The organism is Xenorhabdus japonica (assembly GCF_900115195.1).
Classification (GTDB): domain Bacteria; phylum Pseudomonadota; class Gammaproteobacteria; order Enterobacterales; family Enterobacteriaceae; genus Xenorhabdus; species Xenorhabdus japonica.
On sequence record NZ_FOVO01000008.1, the window covers coordinates 1 to 18,658 of the forward strand.

Genomic DNA, 18,658 nt, shown 5'->3' on the forward strand with positions numbered 1-18,658 from the left:
CACTGAAATCGATTAATGCCCTGACACGGGATATCGATATACTGTTTCAATCTGCGCTCATGAGGTCGAAGAACGGGGCGGATATTCCCAATAAAACGGAATTTGTGCGGAATATCGGGCTGGGGAATGCAATGAGGGTGGGGGAGTATGGAATTGGTTCTGTTAGTGGAAGAGCAATCCCCAATGACGATTACAATAATGCGATTGTGAGTGGCGTTTACGCGGGGCCGGGTGTGTCAGCCAAGAATGGTAAACACAGTACCGTATATAGACCGTGTCTGGTTCTCAGCAGAAATGGCGATCATATTTATCAGCAGGCACACCTTGGTCGGCAATTCTACTACAGATATAGAGAAGCGGGCGCCTGGAGTGATTGGTGGGGTGTTTGGTCAGAGGGCAATACCACTGTCGTTGATGGATATCTAAAAACAGCCTCCCCCATCATTGAAATTCACACTGACGGCAAATTTACCACCAATGACGAATCCGAAGGCGCGACTGTTGAACGTCTATCCGAGGGCATCTATCTCATTAAAAACGTGCTGGGATTTAATGCCGATGCGGCATGGGGTGGTGTTGATGGCGGGGTTGAAATCCCAATCTGCAAAAATAAATTGCCGTTAATTTGGGTGGATTACAAAGTGCTGCCGGATGGTGCCATCAAATTAATGACCTACCACCGAGAGCACCCAAACGCACCAGAATTTGCCCGAAATGTGAAAGAGGGCTATGTGGATGGCGCTCCGATTGATATCCCTGCCGGTCGGTCTATATCTGTCCGTGTCCAAATGCCCGAAGATTCGGTGTGGAATTTGGGGTAGGGGGAGAGTGGATTGGGGACGTGATGGGGAAAGCCCTCGGGGTGAGGGCTTATAATTCATTAGGCTGCTTTTACTATGTAATTGAATGCTATGTTGCGAGGCCGAGTTTCATTTGCTGTACGCACCGCGCGGGATGCATCAAATGTCCAAGTTGCTGCGCCATAACCTGTATTAGAAGATAGCTTAAGCCCTGTTGAATGTAACCAATTTGATGCTTGGAATGGGCCAGAGGCTACTGCACCATGAAACAGTTGTGTTCTTCCAAATGTTCCTACAATATTCTGAATAGCATCAGTCTGGGATGATAATAATGCGCGCCCAGCATCATTGCCGCTCCCGCCATCCCAACCACGAATAAACTCGCCGCGTAAGTCAGGCAATTTCCCAGATGGGTAAGCAAGAGCAAGTTTCGGATATCTTGCTATATCAAATGAGTCACCGTTACACATCAACCAACCTTTTGGTGGTGTTTCTGTTGGCCAAGGAACGGGAACGCCAACAGGTAAACTAGAACCATCCATATGTGCATTAGTGACGTTTTGATTGGCGGTATTGGCTAACTCGTAGGCTTTCTTAACAGCTTTAGAGGTTGCAACGGTTATTTCACTGTCACTGCCTGTCTCATTACTTAGTGTGACCAATCCCGGCTCTACCTGAGTTGCATATGGATGATTGCGGCTTAGGGAGTGTTCTTCAATAGCTTTTTTGACATATTTAGGGGTTGGAACGACAACAAAATAACCATCTTTAGGGGTTGAAACGACAACAAGATCACCATCTTCTGGGACTGGTACATCAGGCTTTTTATCTTGAATGCTCATATTTATTCCCTTATTTAATCAACAATACACATTGCTAAATAACATGAAGGCGGGTTACTTCTCCGCCTGTGAACATCAATAAAATGGATTCATCAATACTGGATAGGACTTCTGATTAGGATGACACGAAGTGACTGTTTGGAAATTAATAAAATCCATATCCCACTGATAAGACTATGAGATAAAGGGGGGGGCACCTTTAACTCCTGCATTGTGCAGGTATCCCATAGGTTAAGGGTGGATTGCTGTCCTATAGTGATAGTAGCTCGTTCTCATCACCACCCTATAATTCCCCACTTTCCCTGTCTAACGTGCGTAAGATCCATAGCTATATGCCGTATAGCGTGCGTTTTCTGTTTGTACATGAATGTGTATATTCATGATTTTATAGATGCTTATTCTTTATTTAACTAATTGTTTTTAAATATTTAATTTGAAACTAAATATATTTCAGTCCAAATAGTTGCAAAATTGAAACCCCAATCGGAAGATTGAAATAGGATGAATTGACAGCCTCGTCCTTGCAGAAATAGGACGAGGTTATGTTTTAGCTTTGCTTGTCTCATAAATTTGATCGTGTCACAAAATGGCTATGATTTCGCTTTGTGAGATTAATTTAGCCCCTTTCGCTGCCATTTCCTCAAATGCTTGCTGGCTGTCATTTGCCTGAATATTGACACCACGGCAACCATCAGTAATGACACAGATTTCATAGCCTAGTGCTAAAGCATCAAGCACAGTAAATTTTACGCAGTAATCAGTGGCGATACCCAGCACAAACAGGCGTTGAATATTCTGTTTGGTTAGCCAATCGTGCAGGTGGGTTTCTCTTTTATGGTCATTATCAAAAAACGCACTGTAGCTATCTATTTGAGCATTTTCACCTTTTCGGAAAACTTCTTGAATGGCGGATTGGTTTAATGAAGGATGGAACTCTGCACCAAACTGTCCTTGTACACAATGGTTCGGCCACCATACTTGGGGAATGCCATTAAGTTCTCCTAATTCCCCTGCCTTCTGTCCGGCGTTTTCTGCAAAGCTCATGTGATTTGCTGGATGCCAATCCTGACTTGCGATGACAGTGATATTGTTTTTCTGACATAGTGTAATCACGTTATTTGCTACTTTAATCACCGCATCACTCTCTTTGACAGCCAGCGCACCTCCAGTACAAAAATCATTTTGCAGATCGATAAGTATTAATGCTGTTTTCATCATCTTTCTCGATTTACCTATTTATTTATTATTCATCGGTATAACTTAATTCTCCACGCATATTTTGTTGCATCAGGTGGCGAATTTCTTCAGGTGTATAAGGTTGACTCAATAAATAGTGTAATTTCGTTAAAGTTGCTTCGAAAGTCATGTCATAGCCACTGATAACACCTGACGCCGCCAGAGAATGACCAGTAGCATAGCCTCCCATATTGACTCGACCAGAAATACATTGTGTTAAATTGATCACAATTATGCCTCGCTCAGTGGCTTCCTGTAACGTTTTTAGTAAATCAGCATGTTGAGGTGCATTACCAACACCGTATGATCGTAAAATCAATGCCTTGACTGGTTGCATCAGGATATTTTCTACCACCTGACTGGATAATCCGGGATAGATAGTCACAACGCCAATCGGTTGTGATGTAATCGGATTCACAACAAACTTACCGTGACTGACAGGTATGGGATTTGTTTTAAAGGTGCGGATATTTATCCCGGCTTTCATTAGTGGTGAGCAGTTTGGTGATGAGAAGGCATCAAAGCCATCAGCATGGGCTTTAATCGTTCTATTTCCACGAAATAATTTATTGTTGAAGAACAGACTGACTTCGTTAATAGGGTAATTCGCTGCGAGATACAGTGCATTGAGGAGATTGGTTTGCCCATCGGAACGAAGTGCTTCTAGAGGAATTTGTGACCCTGTCACAATAATCGGCTTATTGAGGTTTTCAAACATGAAAGAAAGTGCTGATGCCGTGAAAGCCATAGTATCCGTACCATGCAGAATCACAAAGCCATCATAATCATGATAATTCTGATAGATATCATTTGCGATAATACCCCAGTCATCAGGACTCATATCAGAAGAATCGATCAGGGGGTAATGTTCACGAATAGTGAATGTTGGCATTTCAGGACGGTGAAATTCGGGCATTTTTGAGAGTTGTTGTTGTAAATGACCGGAAACGGGAATATATCCATTGGGAGAATGTTGCATACCAATAGTGCCGCCAGTGTAAACAACATAGATAGACTTCTTCTGCATGATAACATCTCAATAAAAATAATTAGCTGGATTATAGGGAGTATCAGAAATAAAAAAAGCCTGACGGTGAAATCAGGCTTTAAATTTGCTAGAAACTCTGTCAGACGTTGTTAACGGATATCGACACAATTCAGACAGTACGTGTAGATATTCTGTGGATCATTCATATTGCTATAAAACGCAGCTTGTTTTTTCATATCTCGGGCAGTTTCGGCGAATGGCGCTGGCAACATTGACTGCAAGGTATTTGGCAATAGAGCTTGTTCTGATGAGGTTAGCCCTTGCATAATTTTTTCAGAAAATGATAATTCAGGTTGTATCCAGTTCAGTGATGCTTTTGTGATGCCTGCCAATTCAGTAGCTTTTTTAACGGCATCATCAAAATCACCCAGTTGATCGACTAATCCGTGTTTTTTGGCATCAAGGCCACTCCAAACACGTCCTTGGGCGACATTATTGATTTCTTCCGGTGATTTGTCGCGGGCATTTGCAACTAGTCCGATAAACTTATTGTAACCATTCTCAATAGATAGCTGCATTACATCTGAGAACGCCTGATTGATACCTTTGTTTGTAGAAATATCAGCAAACGGGGTTGTTGAAACACCATCAGCATTCACGCCAATATAATTGAGGCTCTTCTCAATGGTCTGAAAAACACCAAAAATACCAATCGAGCCGGTTAATGTGTTGGGATCAGCAATAATGTAGTTAGCGGGAGTGGAGATCCAGTAACCGCCGGAAGCAGCTACTCCACCCATTGAAACAACGATGGGTTTCGCATTTCCTGTCTTATCTTCCCGGATAGCTACCAACTCATTACGAATAATTTCAGATGCACCGACACTGCCACCTGGGCTATTTATTCGTAATACGATCGCTTTTATGTTGGAGTTATGATGTGCTTCACGCAGTTGCTCAACAATAGAATCGCTTCCAACGATACCTGAGGAGTGCTTGCCTTCTGTAATAGCACCGTCGGCAATAATGACAGCAATGTTGGCTTCATTATCATTGTCTTGTACTGGTTCTAGAGCAATGTAGTCATAAATACTGATGTAATTGAAATGTTTTTTTTCTTTATCTAAACCGAATACATCCTGCATTTTCTTTTCAACGACACTGCGTGGCTTAATATAATCTACCAGCTTGTTTTGATATGCATACAGTGAATTATCTCCGCCAGCTTTACGGAGTTTCTCAATAAATTTTGTTGCCCCGGGGAAGACTTGTTCGGCAGGGATATGCCTGTTAACTGCAACAGTGTTTAAATAACTGCCCCAAAGTTCGTTGAGCCAGAGGCTGTCAGCTTCACGAGCTTCTTTTGACATATTGTCACGCATCATGGGTTCAACAGCTGATTTATACGTTCCCACTCGGAAAATATGGGTGGATACTTTCAACGTATCCAACAATGATTTGTAATATAAATGGTTGGTGGAGTAACCGTGGATATCAACGACACCTAATGGAGATAAATGTATTTTATTAGCATAGCTGGCTAAATAATATTGTGATTGGCTGTAACTATCACCAATCGCATAAACAGGCTTGTTTGTTGCTTTAAATTCATTTATGGCCTTGCCAATATATCTCATGGAAGTTGGATCTGCGCCGATAAAGTCACTCAGCTTTAATACCATTCCTGTAATTTTTTTATCGTCTTTTGCTCGACGAATGCTGTCAACAACGTCAAATAAGGAAGTTTCTTTATAATTGCGATTGGATAGATCAAAAAGACTTTTCCCGTATTGTTCAAATGGATCGGGAACAGTTACGCGATCACGAACAACTCCAGACAAGTTGACATACAATGCACCTTGATAGTTATTTTCAATCTTGGATGATTTTTGATAAGTAATGTACCCAAAAACGACAATAGCAGTCAGTAGGATAAAAATAAGATTGAAAATAAGTTGGCGAGTAAAATTTAGAAGTTTCCAACTCCATTTCAGTAATGCAGCTATGAAGTGCCATAAAGTACGCATATCGTCTCCAATTATGGTATCAAATAGGGTTATCCTAAACAGCTCGTCTAGAAATGTCAGCTGAAAATAGTGTTATTGGTTGAAAAAACAGTTTATGTACTTTCATTCATTCGTGAATAAACAGAGAATGTTAGTTTGTGACAGATTATCTTATTCAGGAGAAAATAATGAGTGCTTTGGAACTTTTGTTAAATCGTCGTTCAGTTTCACGTTTAACAATCCCCGCCCCAGAGGGAAATGAATTGCAGCATATTTTAGCAGCAGGGATGAGGGCGCCTGATCATGGCGCTTTACGTCCTTGGCATTTTGTTGTGATGCAGGGAGAAGGTATTAATAAATTCAGTAAACTCCTCGAAAAAGCAGCAATTGAGGGTGAATTAGGAAAAGAAGTTGAAGAAAAAGCGAAAAATGCCCCTTTCCGAGCACCAATGATTATTACAGTTATCGCCAAGGTTGTTGAGCATGTGAAAGTTCCTGCATGGGAGCAAGTCGTTGCTGCGGGGTGTGCTGTGCATGCCATGCAGATGGCCGCAGTTGCTCAAGGTTTTGGTGGTATATGGCGTTCGGGCTCGTGGACAGAAGATCCAACTGTTAGAGCAGGTTTGGGATGTGGGGAGAATGACAAAATTGTTGGATTTCTTTACTTAGGAACCCCAGAACTCAAGGCGCCTGCAAAAGTCGCAACACCAGATTTGACCAACTTTGTCAGTTACTTCTAACTGGAGAGGCTAATGTCAACTAAAATCCGTCTGACTCAATATAGCCATGGTGCCGGATGCGGTTGCAAAATTTCGCCCAAAGTGCTGGAAACTATTTTGCACAGTAAACAGGCAAAATTTTTCGATCCCAATCTTCTAGTAGGCAATGAAACCCGTGATGATGCCGCTGTGTATGATATTGGTAATGGTACAGGCATCATTAGTACTACCGATTTTTTTATGCCTATTGTTGATGATCCTTTTGACTTTGGTCGTATTGCCGCCACTAATGCTATCAGCGATATTTACTCGATGGGTGGAAAGCCAATAATGGCAATTGCGATTTTGGGGTGGCCAATTAATAAGCTGGCTCCGGAAGTTGCTCAAAATGTCATTGAGGGCGGCAGGGCTGTTTGCAAGGATGCGGGTATTTCCCTGGCGGGAGGGCATTCGATTGATGCACCTGAGCCGATATTCGGCTTGGCAGTGACTGGTATCATCAATATTGAGCGTGTGAAGCGTAATAATCAGGCAAAAGCGGGAAGTTTCCTGTTCCTGACTAAACCTTTGGGCGTTGGTGTATTGACTACGGCTGAAAAGAAAGGCTTGCTACAGCCTGAACATCAAGGTATTGCGAAAGAAATTATGTGTCGGCTGAATAACGCAGGGACAGATTTTGCAGGAATTGACGGTGTTACAGCTATGACGGATGTAACAGGCTTTGGCCTGTTAGGGCATTTGAGCGAAGTTTGTGAAGGTTCGGGAGTTCAAGCGAAGGTCAAATTTTCACAAATTCCGAGATTGCCAAATGTTGATGTTTATATCGAAAAAGGTTGCGTACCTGGTGGCACAGGACGCAACTTTGACAGTTATGGTCACTTAATTGGAAAGATGACAACGCTTCAACGTTATCTCTTGTGTGACCCACAAACTTCGGGTGGTTTATTGCTGGCGATTTTGCCGGATGCCGTGGAAGAGGCAGAAGTCATTGCACGAAGCCACGATATTGATTTTATTGCTATTGGTGAACTGACTGAGCCGTGCTCAGACAGTGCATTAATTGAAGTTCTTGAATAATTCCATGCGTCTTTTTATTGCAGAAAAACCCAGCCTCGCGAGAGCTATAGCAGACATTTTACCAAAGCCACATCGACGTGGGGATGGGTTCATTGAATGCGGTAATAACCAGTTTGTGACTTGGTGTGTTGGTCACTTATTGGAGCAGGCTGAACCAGATGCCTACGATAGCCGTTATGCTCGTTGGGTATTGGCTGATTTACCGATCATTCCTGAAAAATGGCAGTTGAAGCCACGGGCAGCCGTGGCTAAACAGCTCAACACTATTAAATCCCTGTTGGAAAGGGCGAATGAAATAGTCCATGCAGGTGACCCCGATCGTGAAGGGCAATTGCTGGTGGATGAAGTACTGGATTTTTTAGATCTGGACACTGAGAAAAAACAGAATGTCCAACGGTGTCTGATTAATGACCTGAATCCTCAGGCAGTCACAAAAGCCGTTGAGCGGCTGAGGAGCAATCGGGAATTTATCCCCTTATGTGTTTCTGCACTCGCCAGAGCCAGGGCAGACTGGCTTTATGGCATTAATATGACCCGTGCTTATACATTATTGGGCAAAAATGCGGGTTATCAGGGTGTATTATCGGTTGGACGTGTCCAAACACCAATTTTAGGGTTGGTTGTGCGTCGTGATGAAGAGATAGAACATTTTGTGCCGAAAGACTTCTTTGAAGTCAAAGCTCATGTTGTGACACCAAATGAAGAGCGATTTACAGCTTTATGGCAACCAAGTGAATCTTGCATTGATTTTCAGGACGAAGAAGGGAGAATTATTCATCGGCCATTGGCTGAGCATGTCGTAGCACGTATTACAGGGCAACCCGCTTATGTTTCCGCTTATCAGGACAAGCGTGAATCAGAAACTGCACCGTTGCCGTTTTCCCTTTCATCTTTGCAGATTGAAGCGGCCAAACGTTTTGGCTTGAGTGCTCAGGACGTATTTGATATTTGTCAGCGGCTTTATGAAACCCATAAGTTGATCACCTATCCACGTTCTGATAGCCGTTATCTGCCGGAAGAACATTTTGTGGGGCGTCATGCGGTCTTGAATGCCATTTCGGTCCATGCTACACATTTGCTCCCACAGGACGCATTGGATGTAGAGAAAAAGAATCGTTGTTGGGATGATAAGAAGGTTGATGCCCACCATGCAATTGTTCCCACTGCGCGTAGTAGCCAAGTCAATTTAACAGAAAATGAAGGGCATATTTATGGTTTGATTGCCCGACAGTACCTGATGCAGTTTTTTCTTGATGCAGTATTCCGAAAATGTACGATTGAACTTGATATTGCAGGCGGAAAATTTATCGCTAAAGCGCGTTTTCTGGCAGAAACGGGTTGGAGAACTTTGCTTGGCAACAAAGAACGGGATGAGGAGAATGAAGGTACTCCGTTACCCGTTGTTACTAAAGGCGATGAATTGTTGTGTGAGAAGGGGGATGTGGTGGAAAGGGAGACACAACCACCAAGGCCTTTCACTGATGCAACATTATTGTCTGCAATGACTGGCATAGCTCGATTTGTACAGGACAAGGCCTTGAAAAAGGTGCTTCGTGCAACCGATGGATTAGGTACAGAAGCGACTAGAGCAGGGATAATCGAACTGCTCTTCAAACGAGAATTTCTGTACAAAAAAGGGCGCTATATTCACGCTACTCCGGCTGGTAAGGCTTTGATCCATGTATTGCCGGATATGGCGGTATTACCAGATATGACTGCACATTGGGAATCTCGGTTGACGCAAATCAGCGAAAAGCAATTTCGTTATCAGGATTTTATGTTGCCGCTTCAGGAAACATTGCAGCAATTAATCTGGCAGGCAAAACAGTATCGTAATTTGAAAGCTTTTAGGGATCTGCCCCCTGTTTCTGCTAGTACCAAAAAAGGGAAAGGAAAGCAGGCAAAATCCAGTAAAAGTAGGACAAAGAAAGATTAGGGCAATCAGGTATAATCCGAAATGACGACACAGCACCATAATGAATGGTGCTGTGTTTCATGATCGTTGCTTATATTTTAAATTCTGTCCAAACAGGGGCATGATCGGAGGGTTTTTCCATGCTTCGAATAGCGTAATCAATACCAGAAGAGATGCATTTTTCTGCTAATGGCTGGCTGGCAAGCAGTAAATCAATGCGTAACCCACGATTATCATCAAATCCTTTTGAACGATAATCGAACCAAGAAAATTGGTCATTGACTTCAGGATGAAGTACTCGGAATGTATCAATGAATCCCCAATTTTTCAGACGTTCCAACCATTCTCTTTCTTCTGGTAAGAAAGAGCACTTTCCAGTTTTCAACCAGCGTTTTTGGTTATTTTCTCCGATGCCAATATCAAGATCAGTTGGACTGATATTCATGTCTCCCATAATCAGAATATGCGATTTAGGAGAATGGTGAGTGTTTAGATAGGACTGTAGATCCTGATAAAATTTTTCTTTTGCAGGAAATTTAAGCGGGTGATCACGGCTTTCCCCTTGAGGAAAATAGCCATTGATTACCGTTAATAGACCAAGAGGCGTCTCAATATCGGCCATAATAATGCGGCGTTGTGCATCATCGTCATCAGTAGGAAAACCTTTACGAATATCTACTGGCTGTTGACGGGTCAGTAGGGCGACACCGTAGTGTGATTTTTGACCATGATAAAAGACATGATAACCTAATTTACTGACTTCTTCCAGAGGAAACATTTCATCATGGACTTTTATTTCTTGTAATCCGATAACCTCAGGTTGGTGCTGTTCAACAATAGCAGCGAGTTGATGAGGGCGTGCTCTTAGTCCATTAATGTTAAATGATATAAATTTCATATCGTTATAATCACCTATAGAATATGCTTATTTTTAATGTTAACAGATATAAATAAATATGTAACCATTTATTAAATAATAAATTTCATCAAACTATCTTTATAACTCGCTATTTTACTCCTATATATAATACTATATTGAGTATAATACTCTCGTTACCCAAAATTTAGAGTGGCTAATCGTTTTTTAAATAATAAAAAATACAGAATTAACAAGTGTTAAATTAATGTATATATTATAATCTACTAGTTATAAGATGTTATATTTAATATCTGATATTATAATTTTCCGTAAAGGTTTTTGTCCTTGAAATTTATTTTATGGCATGCGTTATAAAAATTAATTAATGAAAAAGTAGAAGAGTTAATCAATCTCTGATAGAAATTTGAACTTGTAGGCCATGGTTATATTTATTAATGGCTTATAATCACGGTGGAATATTCATCATGATATAGGTGAATAATATAGTTCATCTAAACCGCATTATTGCATCAGGGACTGGCATTTTATATAAATGCCATTTGAAAAATATCTGTTTTTATTGTACAAAATTATACCTTCATAATATCAAGTTTGATTTAGCGGTTACCTGATGAGAAGGCCATTTCAAGGAAATTATTTTAGCCACAAGTTACATAGGAACAATGAATTATGTTTTTTTCTCGTAAATTAGAAGCATTCATGGCGGTGGTGGAAATGGGTTCTTTAAGCAAGGCGGCAAGAGTAATGAACCGTACGACTCCCCCAGTCGCTAAATCAATTAAAGACTTTGAAGCGACGTTAGGAAAGCGCTTATTTAAAAGGGAGAAGTTTGGGATGATTCTGACCAAAGACGGAGTGGAATTATATAATGACCTAAAAGAGCTCTATTTGAAAGAGAAAGAAATTACAAAGAAACACATCAGCGGGAGTATTTGTAATGTTGTAAATATATACCATGATTGGGGTAAGAAAAAGCATCTGATTTCGCTTTATAAAGCAGCGGACAGAAATAATGCTCAAGTTAATATATTACGCTTCAGTTATGATAACATTGATGAAATAGTTGACTATGAGGGCAATACAATAATTTTAAGTTCAGAAAAAATACTGAGTGATCGATTCAGTCTTGTACGGAAAATTGATGGACCAAATTTGGGGATCTGCTGCCGTAAAGAGTTATTAGATGAAGTAAATGGGGACTTTATTCAATTGTTGAAAAAGAGAACATGGTTATGTGACCCAGTACTCTATAAAGGCAATTTGATAAAGAATTTGGAAGAGGAAATGGTAAAAAATGGAGAAAAAGTTAATATTCGTCAGATGGATAATATAGAATGTTGTCTCAATTTTATTCAGTCAACTAATTATATTTTTATTACAGATTCCCATTCCGGTGCGTTGGAAGAGGGAGAAAGCCTAGGCTTCATTCCAATATCACGGCCTGATGCACTTAATCAGTGTTATGTCTACAAATCAAAATCTCATTCAAGCGTGTTAAATCGTTTCATCGACTCTGTCAGCGATATGGAATAACCGATTGCATAAGCGGAGCGAACTATCAGATTCCCTGCTCCGCTATTGATACCTGCCCAACAAATGCATTAATTTTGAAGACATTGATTTGATCGTTAATCTAAAGTGCTTTGTTGACCTGTTTTATTTCAAATATGTCTATTGTGAACAGGTTTTTTTAACATATATTGAACGTGTTAGCACTTTCCAAATCGATACATTCTATAAATTGTTATGTTGTAACTGTTGTTGCGTTGTAACTTACTGTTTATAAAGCATTAGTAGGATTTATTTTTGATTTGGATGTAATGGAATGTGAATCGTTGATGGTGGTGGGGGAAGGATTCGAACCTTCGAAGTCTGTGACGGCAGATTTACAGTCTGCTCCCTTTGGCCGCTCGGGAACCCCACCAGATTTTTGAATTGTATGCTGTCGTTATCAGCGGACGGCATGATATCAAATAGGCCGCCGCTGTAAAGTAGATAATTGAAAATAAAGTACCGAAAGGTTGTTTTTTGATCTCAATGATTGGATTGTAACCTATTTGGTGATGCTATCAATAGGAAACCCTCTATTACAGATTATATTTTCTCCTATCAGGTATAGGTGCAATACTTTATTATTTTATCTTTTATCAAAGAATAACGGTACGGTTACCATATACAAAAACACGCTGAGAAAATATCCAGTACAATGCTTGGCTCAACACATTCTTCTCAACATCTAGTCCTGCACGCATCATCTCTTCAGCTGTATAGGTATGATCCACATTTATTACATCTTGAGTGATGATTGGTCCTTCATCCAAATTGTCATTTACATAATGAGCCGTTGCGCCAATAATTTTCACGCCACGCTCATAAGCTTGATGATAGGGACGTGCACCGATGAATGCAGGCAAGAATGAGTGATGAATATTGATTATTTGATTCGGGTAATGCTGAACAAATGCTGGTGTTAAGACTCGCATATATTTAGCAAGCACAATATAGTCGGGTTTATATTGATCAATCTGAGTCATCAATGATTCATCATGTTGTTCGCGGGTTAATCCCTCATGACTGATGTAATGGAATGGAATATCAAACTGTTCAACCAGCTGTTGCAAGGTAGTATGATTGCCGATGACAGCGGCAATTTCGACATCCAGTCCGCCATAAGCGCTTTTTACTAAGATATCGCCAATGCAATGTGCTTCTTTTGTCACCATAATAACGATACGGCGTCGACCTGCTTTATTTAATTCACGGTTTGAACCCGCTGGCAGGGCGTCATCCAAATCGGCCAGAAGGGTTTCATCATTAAAAATACCTTCCAGTTCAGTACGCATAAAAAATCGTCCAGTACGATGATCAACAAATTCATTATTTTGAACGATGTTTAATTGATGCTTATAACAAATATTTGTGATTTTTGCGATTAATCCTTTGGAATCAGGACAAATTGTACGCAAGATTTTTCTTTGTATGTTTGTGTTTTGCATGGATTACAAAATCCTAAAATATTCTTCACTGTGTGTGAATTGTTATGTTTAATATTTAGATACTGTTTTAACCACAGCACTTCTTGTATTTTTTGCCTGAACCACATGGGCAAAGGCTGTTTCGGCCTACCTGAGGACGAATGCCATCTATATAAAACCAACATTGGTCAATGCGCAAAAAACGTGAGCGCTCATGAATCAATTGCCTATCTTGCTTTCCTTGTTCAATAAAGCAAGCTGAAAATTCGATATAGGCTTCGTTATTATGTTTCCCTTGATTAGTTTCGAGAATATTTAATCCCAGCCATTGTACCCCAGCAAAACTTTGTTCTATTTCTGTACGCCAGTTTTCAGCCTGGCAATCTGGGTGCCAGGTAGCGATGAGATAGCCTGCATTTTGTGTGACGTAAGCACTATATCTGGAACGCATTAAGGATTCAGCATTTGGGGCAGGGTGATGATTTTCAAGATAGGGGCTACAGCAAAGGGCGAAAGATGAGCCACTGCCGCAGGGACACATTTTTGTCAAAATAACTCCAGTTATTTAAAGTGGTTGCTGTTAGTACCAGTGATCTTGCAAAGATATGAAGAGTATAAATAGTACAGATTTATTGGGTTATCATCGAACGATAATACTCGAATATGGGCAAGAGCTGCAATGTTTGGTAAAGGCTGCCGTTATGAAAAAGAATTGAGAGGAAAGAGAATATTAACTGTAGAAGATGAGCCGGCTTTTTGCTCTTTACTAACTGGCTATTTGAATTTATTGGGGATAGCAAAATTTCCTTTAACATATTGAAGATAATTCCTTCAATAAATTTATAACTTTTAAGCCTTATTTTATAGTAATGCCTGATATCTAATCATTGAAATATGATCAGAAGCTAGCACACTGTATATCTGGTCTAATTAACTGGTATACTCGTGCGCATTATTTTTGCGAGTGCTATTTTCCTCACACATACGATTTTTTCTGAGAGTTAATGCTATTATTTAAGCTGTAAAGGAGTTTTTCAGTGAAAACATAGCAGTAGGAGACGATGTAATGTCAGTAATAAATAAAAAAGTAAAAAAAGCTGTTATACCTGTTGCTGGCTTGGGGACCCGGATGTTGCCCGCCACCAAAGCGATTCCGAAAGAAATGCTTCCTTTGGTAGATAAACCGCTTATTCAATATGTCGTCAATGAATGTATCAAGGCTGGCATTAATGAGATCATTCTGGTCACACATTCATCTAAAAACTCGATAGAAAACCATTTTGATACCAGTTTTGAGTTGGAAGCCATTCTTGAGAAAAGAGTTAAGCGCCAATTATTGGACGAAGTACAGTCTATCTGTCCAAATCATGTGACAATCATGCAAATCCGTCAAGGAATTGCAAAAGGATTGGGACATGCCGTGCTATGTGCTAAACCACTTATTGGCGATGAGCCGTTTGCTGTTATTCTGCCCGATGTCATTCTGGATGAGTACAGCACTGACCTATCAAAATATAATTTGAGCGAAATGTTGTCGCGCTTTAACAGTAGTGGCGCAAGTCAGCTCCTCGTTGAACCTGTTCCTGTAGAAAGTGTTTCGGATTATGGCATTGTTGATTGCTTGGGTGAGAATTTACAGCCTGGTGATAGTAAACCTATTGCCCGTGTTGTTGAAAAACCAAAACCAGAAGAAGCGCCATCGAATCTCTCCATTGTTGGTCGTTATGTATTATCCGAAAAAATCTGGCCATTATTGGCGAAAACTGCACCAGGAGCAGGGGATGAAATACAATTGACAGATGCTATTGCCATGCTGATGGAAAAAGAGCCTGTTGAGGCTTATCACTTACAGGGTCGTAGCCATGATTGTGGCAATAAATTGGGTTATATGCAGGCATTTGTTGAATATGGCATGAAACATAATGAATTGGGCAAATCATTCACGGATTGGATCATGGCCTTGCAAAATCAGATTGAAAAATAATCTATTAGTACTTTAAGGTGTGATATGAAAGTTACTGTATTTGGTATTGGCTACGTAGGCTTAGTGCAAGCAACCGTATTTGCTGAAGTTGGACATGACGTACTTTGTGTTGATGTTGATGCAAAAAAAGTCGAAAACCTGAAAAATGGTCAAATTCCTATTTTTGAACCGGGTTTGACGCCTTTAGTAAAGAAAAATCATGCTGAAGGACGGCTGAATTTTACAACGAATGCCAAAGCCGGTATTGCTCATGGTAAATTACAGTTTATTGCAGTAGGAACACCCCCTGATGAAGATGGCTCTGCTGATCTCAAGTATGTCACTGCCGTAGCCAGAACTATTGCGGAAAATATGGATGATCATAAAGTCATTGTCGATAAGTCAACTGTGCCAGTAGGTACGGCTGATAAAGTCAGAGCGGTGATGCAAGCAACATTGGCAGGGCGCAATATAGAGCTTCCGTTTGATGTTGTTTCCAATCCTGAGTTTTTGAAGGAAGGAGCCGCTGTTGCTGATTGTATGCGCCCTGAACGCATTATTATTGGCTGTGATAATGACGATGTGGTTGATGTAATGCGTGAATTGTATGAGCCGTTTAATCGTAATCATGATCGTATGATTGTCATGGATATCCGCAGTGCTGAGCTGACTAAATATGCTGCCAACTGCATGTTGGCGACAAAAATCAGTTTCATGAATGAAATTGCTAACTTGGCAGAAATGCTGGGGGCGGACATTGAAAATATACGTCAGGGAATTGGTTCCGATTCACGAATCGGATATCACTTTATTTACCCTGGATGTGGATATGGCGGTTCATGTTTCCCTAAAGATGTTCAGGCATTGATCCGGACTTCTGAACAAATTGGATATACGCCAAAAATTCTTCAGGCAGTGGAACAGGTTAACGAGAAACAGAAAAGCAAATTACCTACTTTTGTAAAATGCCATTTTGGTAATGATTTATCGGGCAAAACATTTGCTGTTTGGGGACTGTCATTTAAGCCTAATACAGATGATATGCGTGAGGCATCAAGCTGTGTATTGATGGAAATGTTATGGGAATGTGGTGCTAAAGTTCAGGCGTATGATCCTGAAGCTATGCAAGAGGCCCAGCGTATTTATGGGCAGCGTGATAATCTCTCTTTAATGGGAACAAAAGAAGCGGCACTAAAAGGTGCTGATGCTTTGATTATCTGTACAGAATGGCAAAACTTCAGAGCACCTGATTTTGATGTGATTAAGGATTCATTAAAAACTCCTGTGATTTTTGATGGACGCAATCTTTATGATCCAGAACGCCTGCAATCACGTGGTTTTATATACTATGGCATTGGTCGCGGCGCCTCAATCAAACCAGTTATTTGAGTTAATATATGAAATTTTTAGTTACAGGTTCTGCTGGGTTTATTGGTTTTCATGTTAGTCGGCGGTTATTGAATATGGGGCATGAGGTTGTCGGTATTGATAACTTCAATGATTATTATGACGTTAATTTGAAACAGGCGAGATTAAATTTATTACTCCCTCATTCAAATTTTAAATTTGAAAAATTAGATCTGGCTGACAGAGTTGCAATACCTGAATTGTTTGCTAAACATCAATTTCAGCGGGTGATCCATTTAGGCGCTCAGCCAGGTGTACGTTATTCAATAGAAAACCCAATGGCATATATAGATGCCAATATCATCGGTCATATCAATATTCTTGAAGGTTGCCGCCATCATTGTGTAGAACATCTATTATATGCCTCTTCCAGTTCAGTATATGGCTTAAATAAAAAGCAACCTTTTTCTACAGGTGATTCTGTTGATCATCCTGTTTCTTTATATGCAGCAACGAAAAAGTCTGATGAGTTAATGTCTCACAGCTATTCACACCTTTATCAACTGCCCACAACAGGATTGAGATTTTTTACCGTATATGGCCCTTGGGGGCGCCCTGATATGGCTTTATTTAAATTCACTAAAGCTATGTTAGAAGGTAAGTCGATTGATGTTTATAATCATGGCAATATGGTGAGAGATTTCACATATATTGATGATATTGTTGAATCTATAATCAGATTGCAGGATATCATTCCTACTTCAAATAAAGATTGGTTAGTTGAAGATGGGCAGATATCTGCCAGCTCTGCGCCATATCGAGTTTACAATATCGGTAATGGTCAGCCGACAAAACTGGGTGATTTTATTGACGCTATTGAGACCTCATTAGGGATTGAGGCAAAGAAAAACTTTATGGAAATTCAAGATGGCGAAGTATTATCAACGTGTGCAGATTCAAGCGCACTTTTCAATAAGATTGGCTTTTCGCCTAACACCCCGGTAAGGGAAGGGGTGAAACGGTTTGTAGATTGGTATTTGGGCTTTTATCAGAAGTAGGTACAGTAAAAATAGAATAAAGGAGCGAATAGCTCCTTTTTTATAAGATTATGTTAAAAAAAAACTAAGTTAGTGTTAAATTTTTTTTATCACATAGAGAATATTAAAGCGATTTAGTCATTAATATAACTCTTTGTATTCCTACATCAGCCCGTAATTAACCTAGTTAGTTATATTTATAATAAAACAAAAATACCCTTGATAGGGTATTTTTGTAATTAATTTCACAAAACAATTGATTAGATCAAGAAATCTTCCAGTTTTTTGCCTTCTTCATCAATCGCTTTTTTGATTACAGCTGGTGTACGGCCTTGGCCAGTCCAGGTTTTAATTTCACCTTCATCAACGTATGAATATTTAGCCGGACGTGCAGCACGTTTAGATTTACCAGTAGATTTACCACTTAAAGCATCCACTAAATCGCTTAATTCAATACCGTCTTTCTCCAGCATTTCACGGTATTCTTGAAGCTTACGTGTACGTTCTTCTATTTGTGCACGAGCCTGGCTATCTTCATCGCGACGTTCTTCAACAACAGTTGTAAGTTTTTCCAGCATTTCTTCTAAAGTACTAAGTTCACATTCTCTAGCTTGCGCGCGCAAGGTACGGATGTTATTTAAAGATTTTAAATTCTCGCTCATTGTCCTGGTCTCAAATTATAATGATGATGGCTGATGTAGGGATAATAATAGAATGCTATTTTATTTTCTGCAATAGTGAATTTACTTTCTCAGACTAAAACATGTCATTTTAAAATGCAATTTTTTTGATAATCGATATATTGTGTTTTAATTCTGCTATTGAGCTTACCATTTTTCAATAAGTATGAAGAAGGATTACTGTAAAGTTTAG

General features: G+C 40.0%; 17 protein-coding genes and 1 tRNA gene. 9 read left to right on the top strand and 9 right to left on the bottom strand.

Annotated features, from left to right (window positions below):
* Window positions 1-821, top strand: an 821-nt coding sequence (locus tag BM135_RS16885) for a pyocin knob domain-containing protein (RefSeq protein WP_217644288.1), incomplete at its 5' end; no start/stop codon positions are given.
* 59 nt (window positions 822-880) lie between these two features.
* Here the strand turns inward: BM135_RS16885 and BM135_RS04965 are convergent.
* The 4 genes from BM135_RS04965 to sppA form a co-directional block, all read right to left on the bottom strand.
* Window positions 881-1,642, bottom strand: a complete 762-nt coding sequence (locus tag BM135_RS04965; RefSeq protein WP_092518448.1) for a phage tail protein — start codon at window positions 1,640-1,642, stop codon at window positions 881-883.
* 579 nt (window positions 1,643-2,221) lie between these two features.
* Window positions 2,222-2,857, bottom strand: a complete 636-nt coding sequence (pncA, locus tag BM135_RS04970; protein ID WP_092518594.1) for a bifunctional nicotinamidase/pyrazinamidase — start codon at window positions 2,855-2,857, stop codon at window positions 2,222-2,224.
* A 28-nt stretch (window positions 2,858-2,885) separates the two neighbouring features.
* Window positions 2,886-3,905 (bottom strand): asparaginase, encoded by a 1,020-nt coding sequence (gene ansA, locus BM135_RS04975; RefSeq protein WP_092518450.1) that lies wholly within the window; start codon window positions 3,903-3,905, stop codon window positions 2,886-2,888.
* Window positions 3,906-4,015: 110 nt separating this feature from the next.
* Window positions 4,016-5,893, bottom strand: coding sequence for a signal peptide peptidase SppA (gene sppA / locus BM135_RS04980; protein WP_092518452.1), 1,878 nt, complete (start codon window positions 5,891-5,893; stop codon window positions 4,016-4,018).
* A 167-nt stretch (window positions 5,894-6,060) separates the two neighbouring features.
* Here sppA and BM135_RS04985 point away from each other — a divergent pair, with 167 nt between their 5' ends.
* Genes BM135_RS04985 through BM135_RS04995 form a run of 3 tightly spaced genes read left to right on the top strand, consistent with a single transcriptional unit; the run spans window position 6,061 to window position 9,604 of the window.
* Window positions 6,061-6,612 carry an NAD(P)H nitroreductase gene (locus tag BM135_RS04985; protein ID WP_092518454.1) on the top strand — a complete coding sequence of 184 codons (552 nt, stop codon included), beginning with the start codon at window positions 6,061-6,063 and terminating at the stop codon, window positions 6,610-6,612.
* A 12-nt stretch (window positions 6,613-6,624) separates the two neighbouring features.
* Window positions 6,625-7,668: a selenide, water dikinase SelD gene (gene selD / locus BM135_RS04990; protein WP_092518456.1), complete on the top strand. Its 1,044-nt coding sequence runs from the start codon at window positions 6,625-6,627 to the stop codon at window positions 7,666-7,668.
* A 4-nt stretch (window positions 7,669-7,672) separates the two neighbouring features.
* Complete coding sequence (locus BM135_RS04995) at window positions 7,673-9,604, top strand: DNA topoisomerase III (protein WP_092518458.1); 1,932 nt, start codon at window positions 7,673-7,675, stop codon at window positions 9,602-9,604.
* Between the two features lie 70 nt (window positions 9,605-9,674).
* Here the strand turns inward: BM135_RS04995 and xthA are convergent, their stop codons facing one another.
* Window positions 9,675-10,481 (bottom strand): exodeoxyribonuclease III, encoded by an 807-nt coding sequence (gene xthA, locus BM135_RS05000; protein WP_092518460.1) that lies wholly within the window; start codon window positions 10,479-10,481, stop codon window positions 9,675-9,677.
* 651 nt (window positions 10,482-11,132) lie between these two features.
* Here xthA and BM135_RS05005 point away from each other — a divergent pair.
* Window positions 11,133-11,996 carry a helix-turn-helix domain-containing protein gene (locus BM135_RS05005; protein WP_092518462.1) on the top strand — a complete coding sequence of 288 codons (864 nt, stop codon included), beginning with the start codon at window positions 11,133-11,135 and terminating at the stop codon, window positions 11,994-11,996.
* A gap of 306 nt (window positions 11,997-12,302) precedes the next feature.
* Here BM135_RS05005 and BM135_RS05010 read toward each other — a convergent pair.
* From BM135_RS05010 to BM135_RS05020, 3 genes are all read right to left on the bottom strand, one after another.
* A tRNA-Tyr gene (locus tag BM135_RS05010) sits at window positions 12,303-12,387 on the bottom strand.
* A 223-nt stretch (window positions 12,388-12,610) separates the two neighbouring features.
* A complete protein-coding gene (purU, locus tag BM135_RS05015) occupies window positions 12,611-13,459 on the bottom strand; it encodes a formyltetrahydrofolate deformylase (RefSeq protein WP_092518464.1) in 849 nt (282 codons plus the stop codon).
* Between the two features lie 67 nt (window positions 13,460-13,526).
* A complete protein-coding gene (locus tag BM135_RS05020; protein ID WP_175485961.1) occupies window positions 13,527-13,988 on the bottom strand; it encodes a YchJ family protein in 462 nt (153 codons plus the stop codon).
* A gap of 129 nt (window positions 13,989-14,117) precedes the next feature.
* Between BM135_RS05020 and BM135_RS16890 the strand changes: the two genes are divergently transcribed.
* From BM135_RS16890 to BM135_RS05035, 4 genes are all read left to right on the top strand, one after another.
* A complete protein-coding gene (locus tag BM135_RS16890) occupies window positions 14,118-14,258 on the top strand; it encodes a hypothetical protein (RefSeq protein ID WP_175485963.1) in 141 nt (46 codons plus the stop codon).
* A gap of 246 nt (window positions 14,259-14,504) precedes the next feature.
* A complete protein-coding gene (gene galU, locus BM135_RS05025; protein ID WP_092518466.1) occupies window positions 14,505-15,422 on the top strand; it encodes a UTP--glucose-1-phosphate uridylyltransferase GalU in 918 nt (305 codons plus the stop codon).
* 24 nt (window positions 15,423-15,446) lie between these two features.
* Entirely contained in the window at window positions 15,447-16,790 is a 1,344-nt protein-coding gene (locus BM135_RS05030) for a UDP-glucose dehydrogenase family protein (protein WP_092518467.1), read from the top strand.
* A gap of 8 nt (window positions 16,791-16,798) precedes the next feature.
* Window positions 16,799-17,806, top strand: a complete 1,008-nt coding sequence (locus BM135_RS05035) for an NAD-dependent epimerase (protein ID WP_092518468.1) — start codon at window positions 16,799-16,801, stop codon at window positions 17,804-17,806.
* 239 nt (window positions 17,807-18,045) lie between these two features.
* Here the strand turns inward: BM135_RS05035 and hns are convergent, their stop codons facing one another.
* The gene (gene hns, locus BM135_RS05040) at window positions 18,046-18,447 is read right to left on the bottom strand and encodes a histone-like nucleoid-structuring protein H-NS (protein ID WP_092518469.1); all 402 of its coding nucleotides are present in this window, start codon (window positions 18,445-18,447) and stop codon (window positions 18,046-18,048) included.
* Between the last annotated feature and the right edge of the window lie 211 nt (window positions 18,448-18,658).

Bases quoted from the DNA above. Each gene is read 5' to 3' on its own strand.
- BM135_RS04965 (WP_092518448.1), bottom strand. From the start codon at position 1,642: ATGAGCATTCAAGATAAAAAGCCTGATGTACCAGTCCCAGAAGATGGT.
- pncA (WP_092518594.1), bottom strand. From the start codon at position 2,857: ATGAAAACAGCATTAATACTTATCGATCTGCAAAATGATTTTTGTACT.
- ansA (WP_092518450.1), bottom strand. From the start codon at position 3,905: ATGCAGAAGAAGTCTATCTATGTTGTTTACACTGGCGGCACTATTGGT.
- sppA (WP_092518452.1), bottom strand. From the start codon at position 5,893: ATGCGTACTTTATGGCACTTCATAGCTGCATTACTGAAATGGAGTTGG.
- BM135_RS04985 (WP_092518454.1), top strand. From the start codon at position 6,061: ATGAGTGCTTTGGAACTTTTGTTAAATCGTCGTTCAGTTTCACGTTTA.
- selD (WP_092518456.1), top strand. From the start codon at position 6,625: ATGTCAACTAAAATCCGTCTGACTCAATATAGCCATGGTGCCGGATGC.
- BM135_RS04995 (WP_092518458.1), top strand. From the start codon at position 7,673: ATGCGTCTTTTTATTGCAGAAAAACCCAGCCTCGCGAGAGCTATAGCA.
- xthA (WP_092518460.1), bottom strand. From the start codon at position 10,481: ATGAAATTTATATCATTTAACATTAATGGACTAAGAGCACGCCCTCAT.
- BM135_RS05005 (WP_092518462.1), top strand. From the start codon at position 11,133: ATGTTTTTTTCTCGTAAATTAGAAGCATTCATGGCGGTGGTGGAAATG.
- purU (WP_092518464.1), bottom strand. From the start codon at position 13,459: ATGCAAAACACAAACATACAAAGAAAAATCTTGCGTACAATTTGTCCT.
- BM135_RS16890 (WP_175485963.1), top strand. From the start codon at position 14,118: ATGTTTGGTAAAGGCTGCCGTTATGAAAAAGAATTGAGAGGAAAGAGA.
- galU (WP_092518466.1), top strand. From the start codon at position 14,505: ATGTCAGTAATAAATAAAAAAGTAAAAAAAGCTGTTATACCTGTTGCT.
- BM135_RS05030 (WP_092518467.1), top strand. From the start codon at position 15,447: ATGAAAGTTACTGTATTTGGTATTGGCTACGTAGGCTTAGTGCAAGCA.
- BM135_RS05035 (WP_092518468.1), top strand. From the start codon at position 16,799: ATGAAATTTTTAGTTACAGGTTCTGCTGGGTTTATTGGTTTTCATGTT.
- hns (WP_092518469.1), bottom strand. From the start codon at position 18,447: ATGAGCGAGAATTTAAAATCTTTAAATAACATCCGTACCTTGCGCGCG.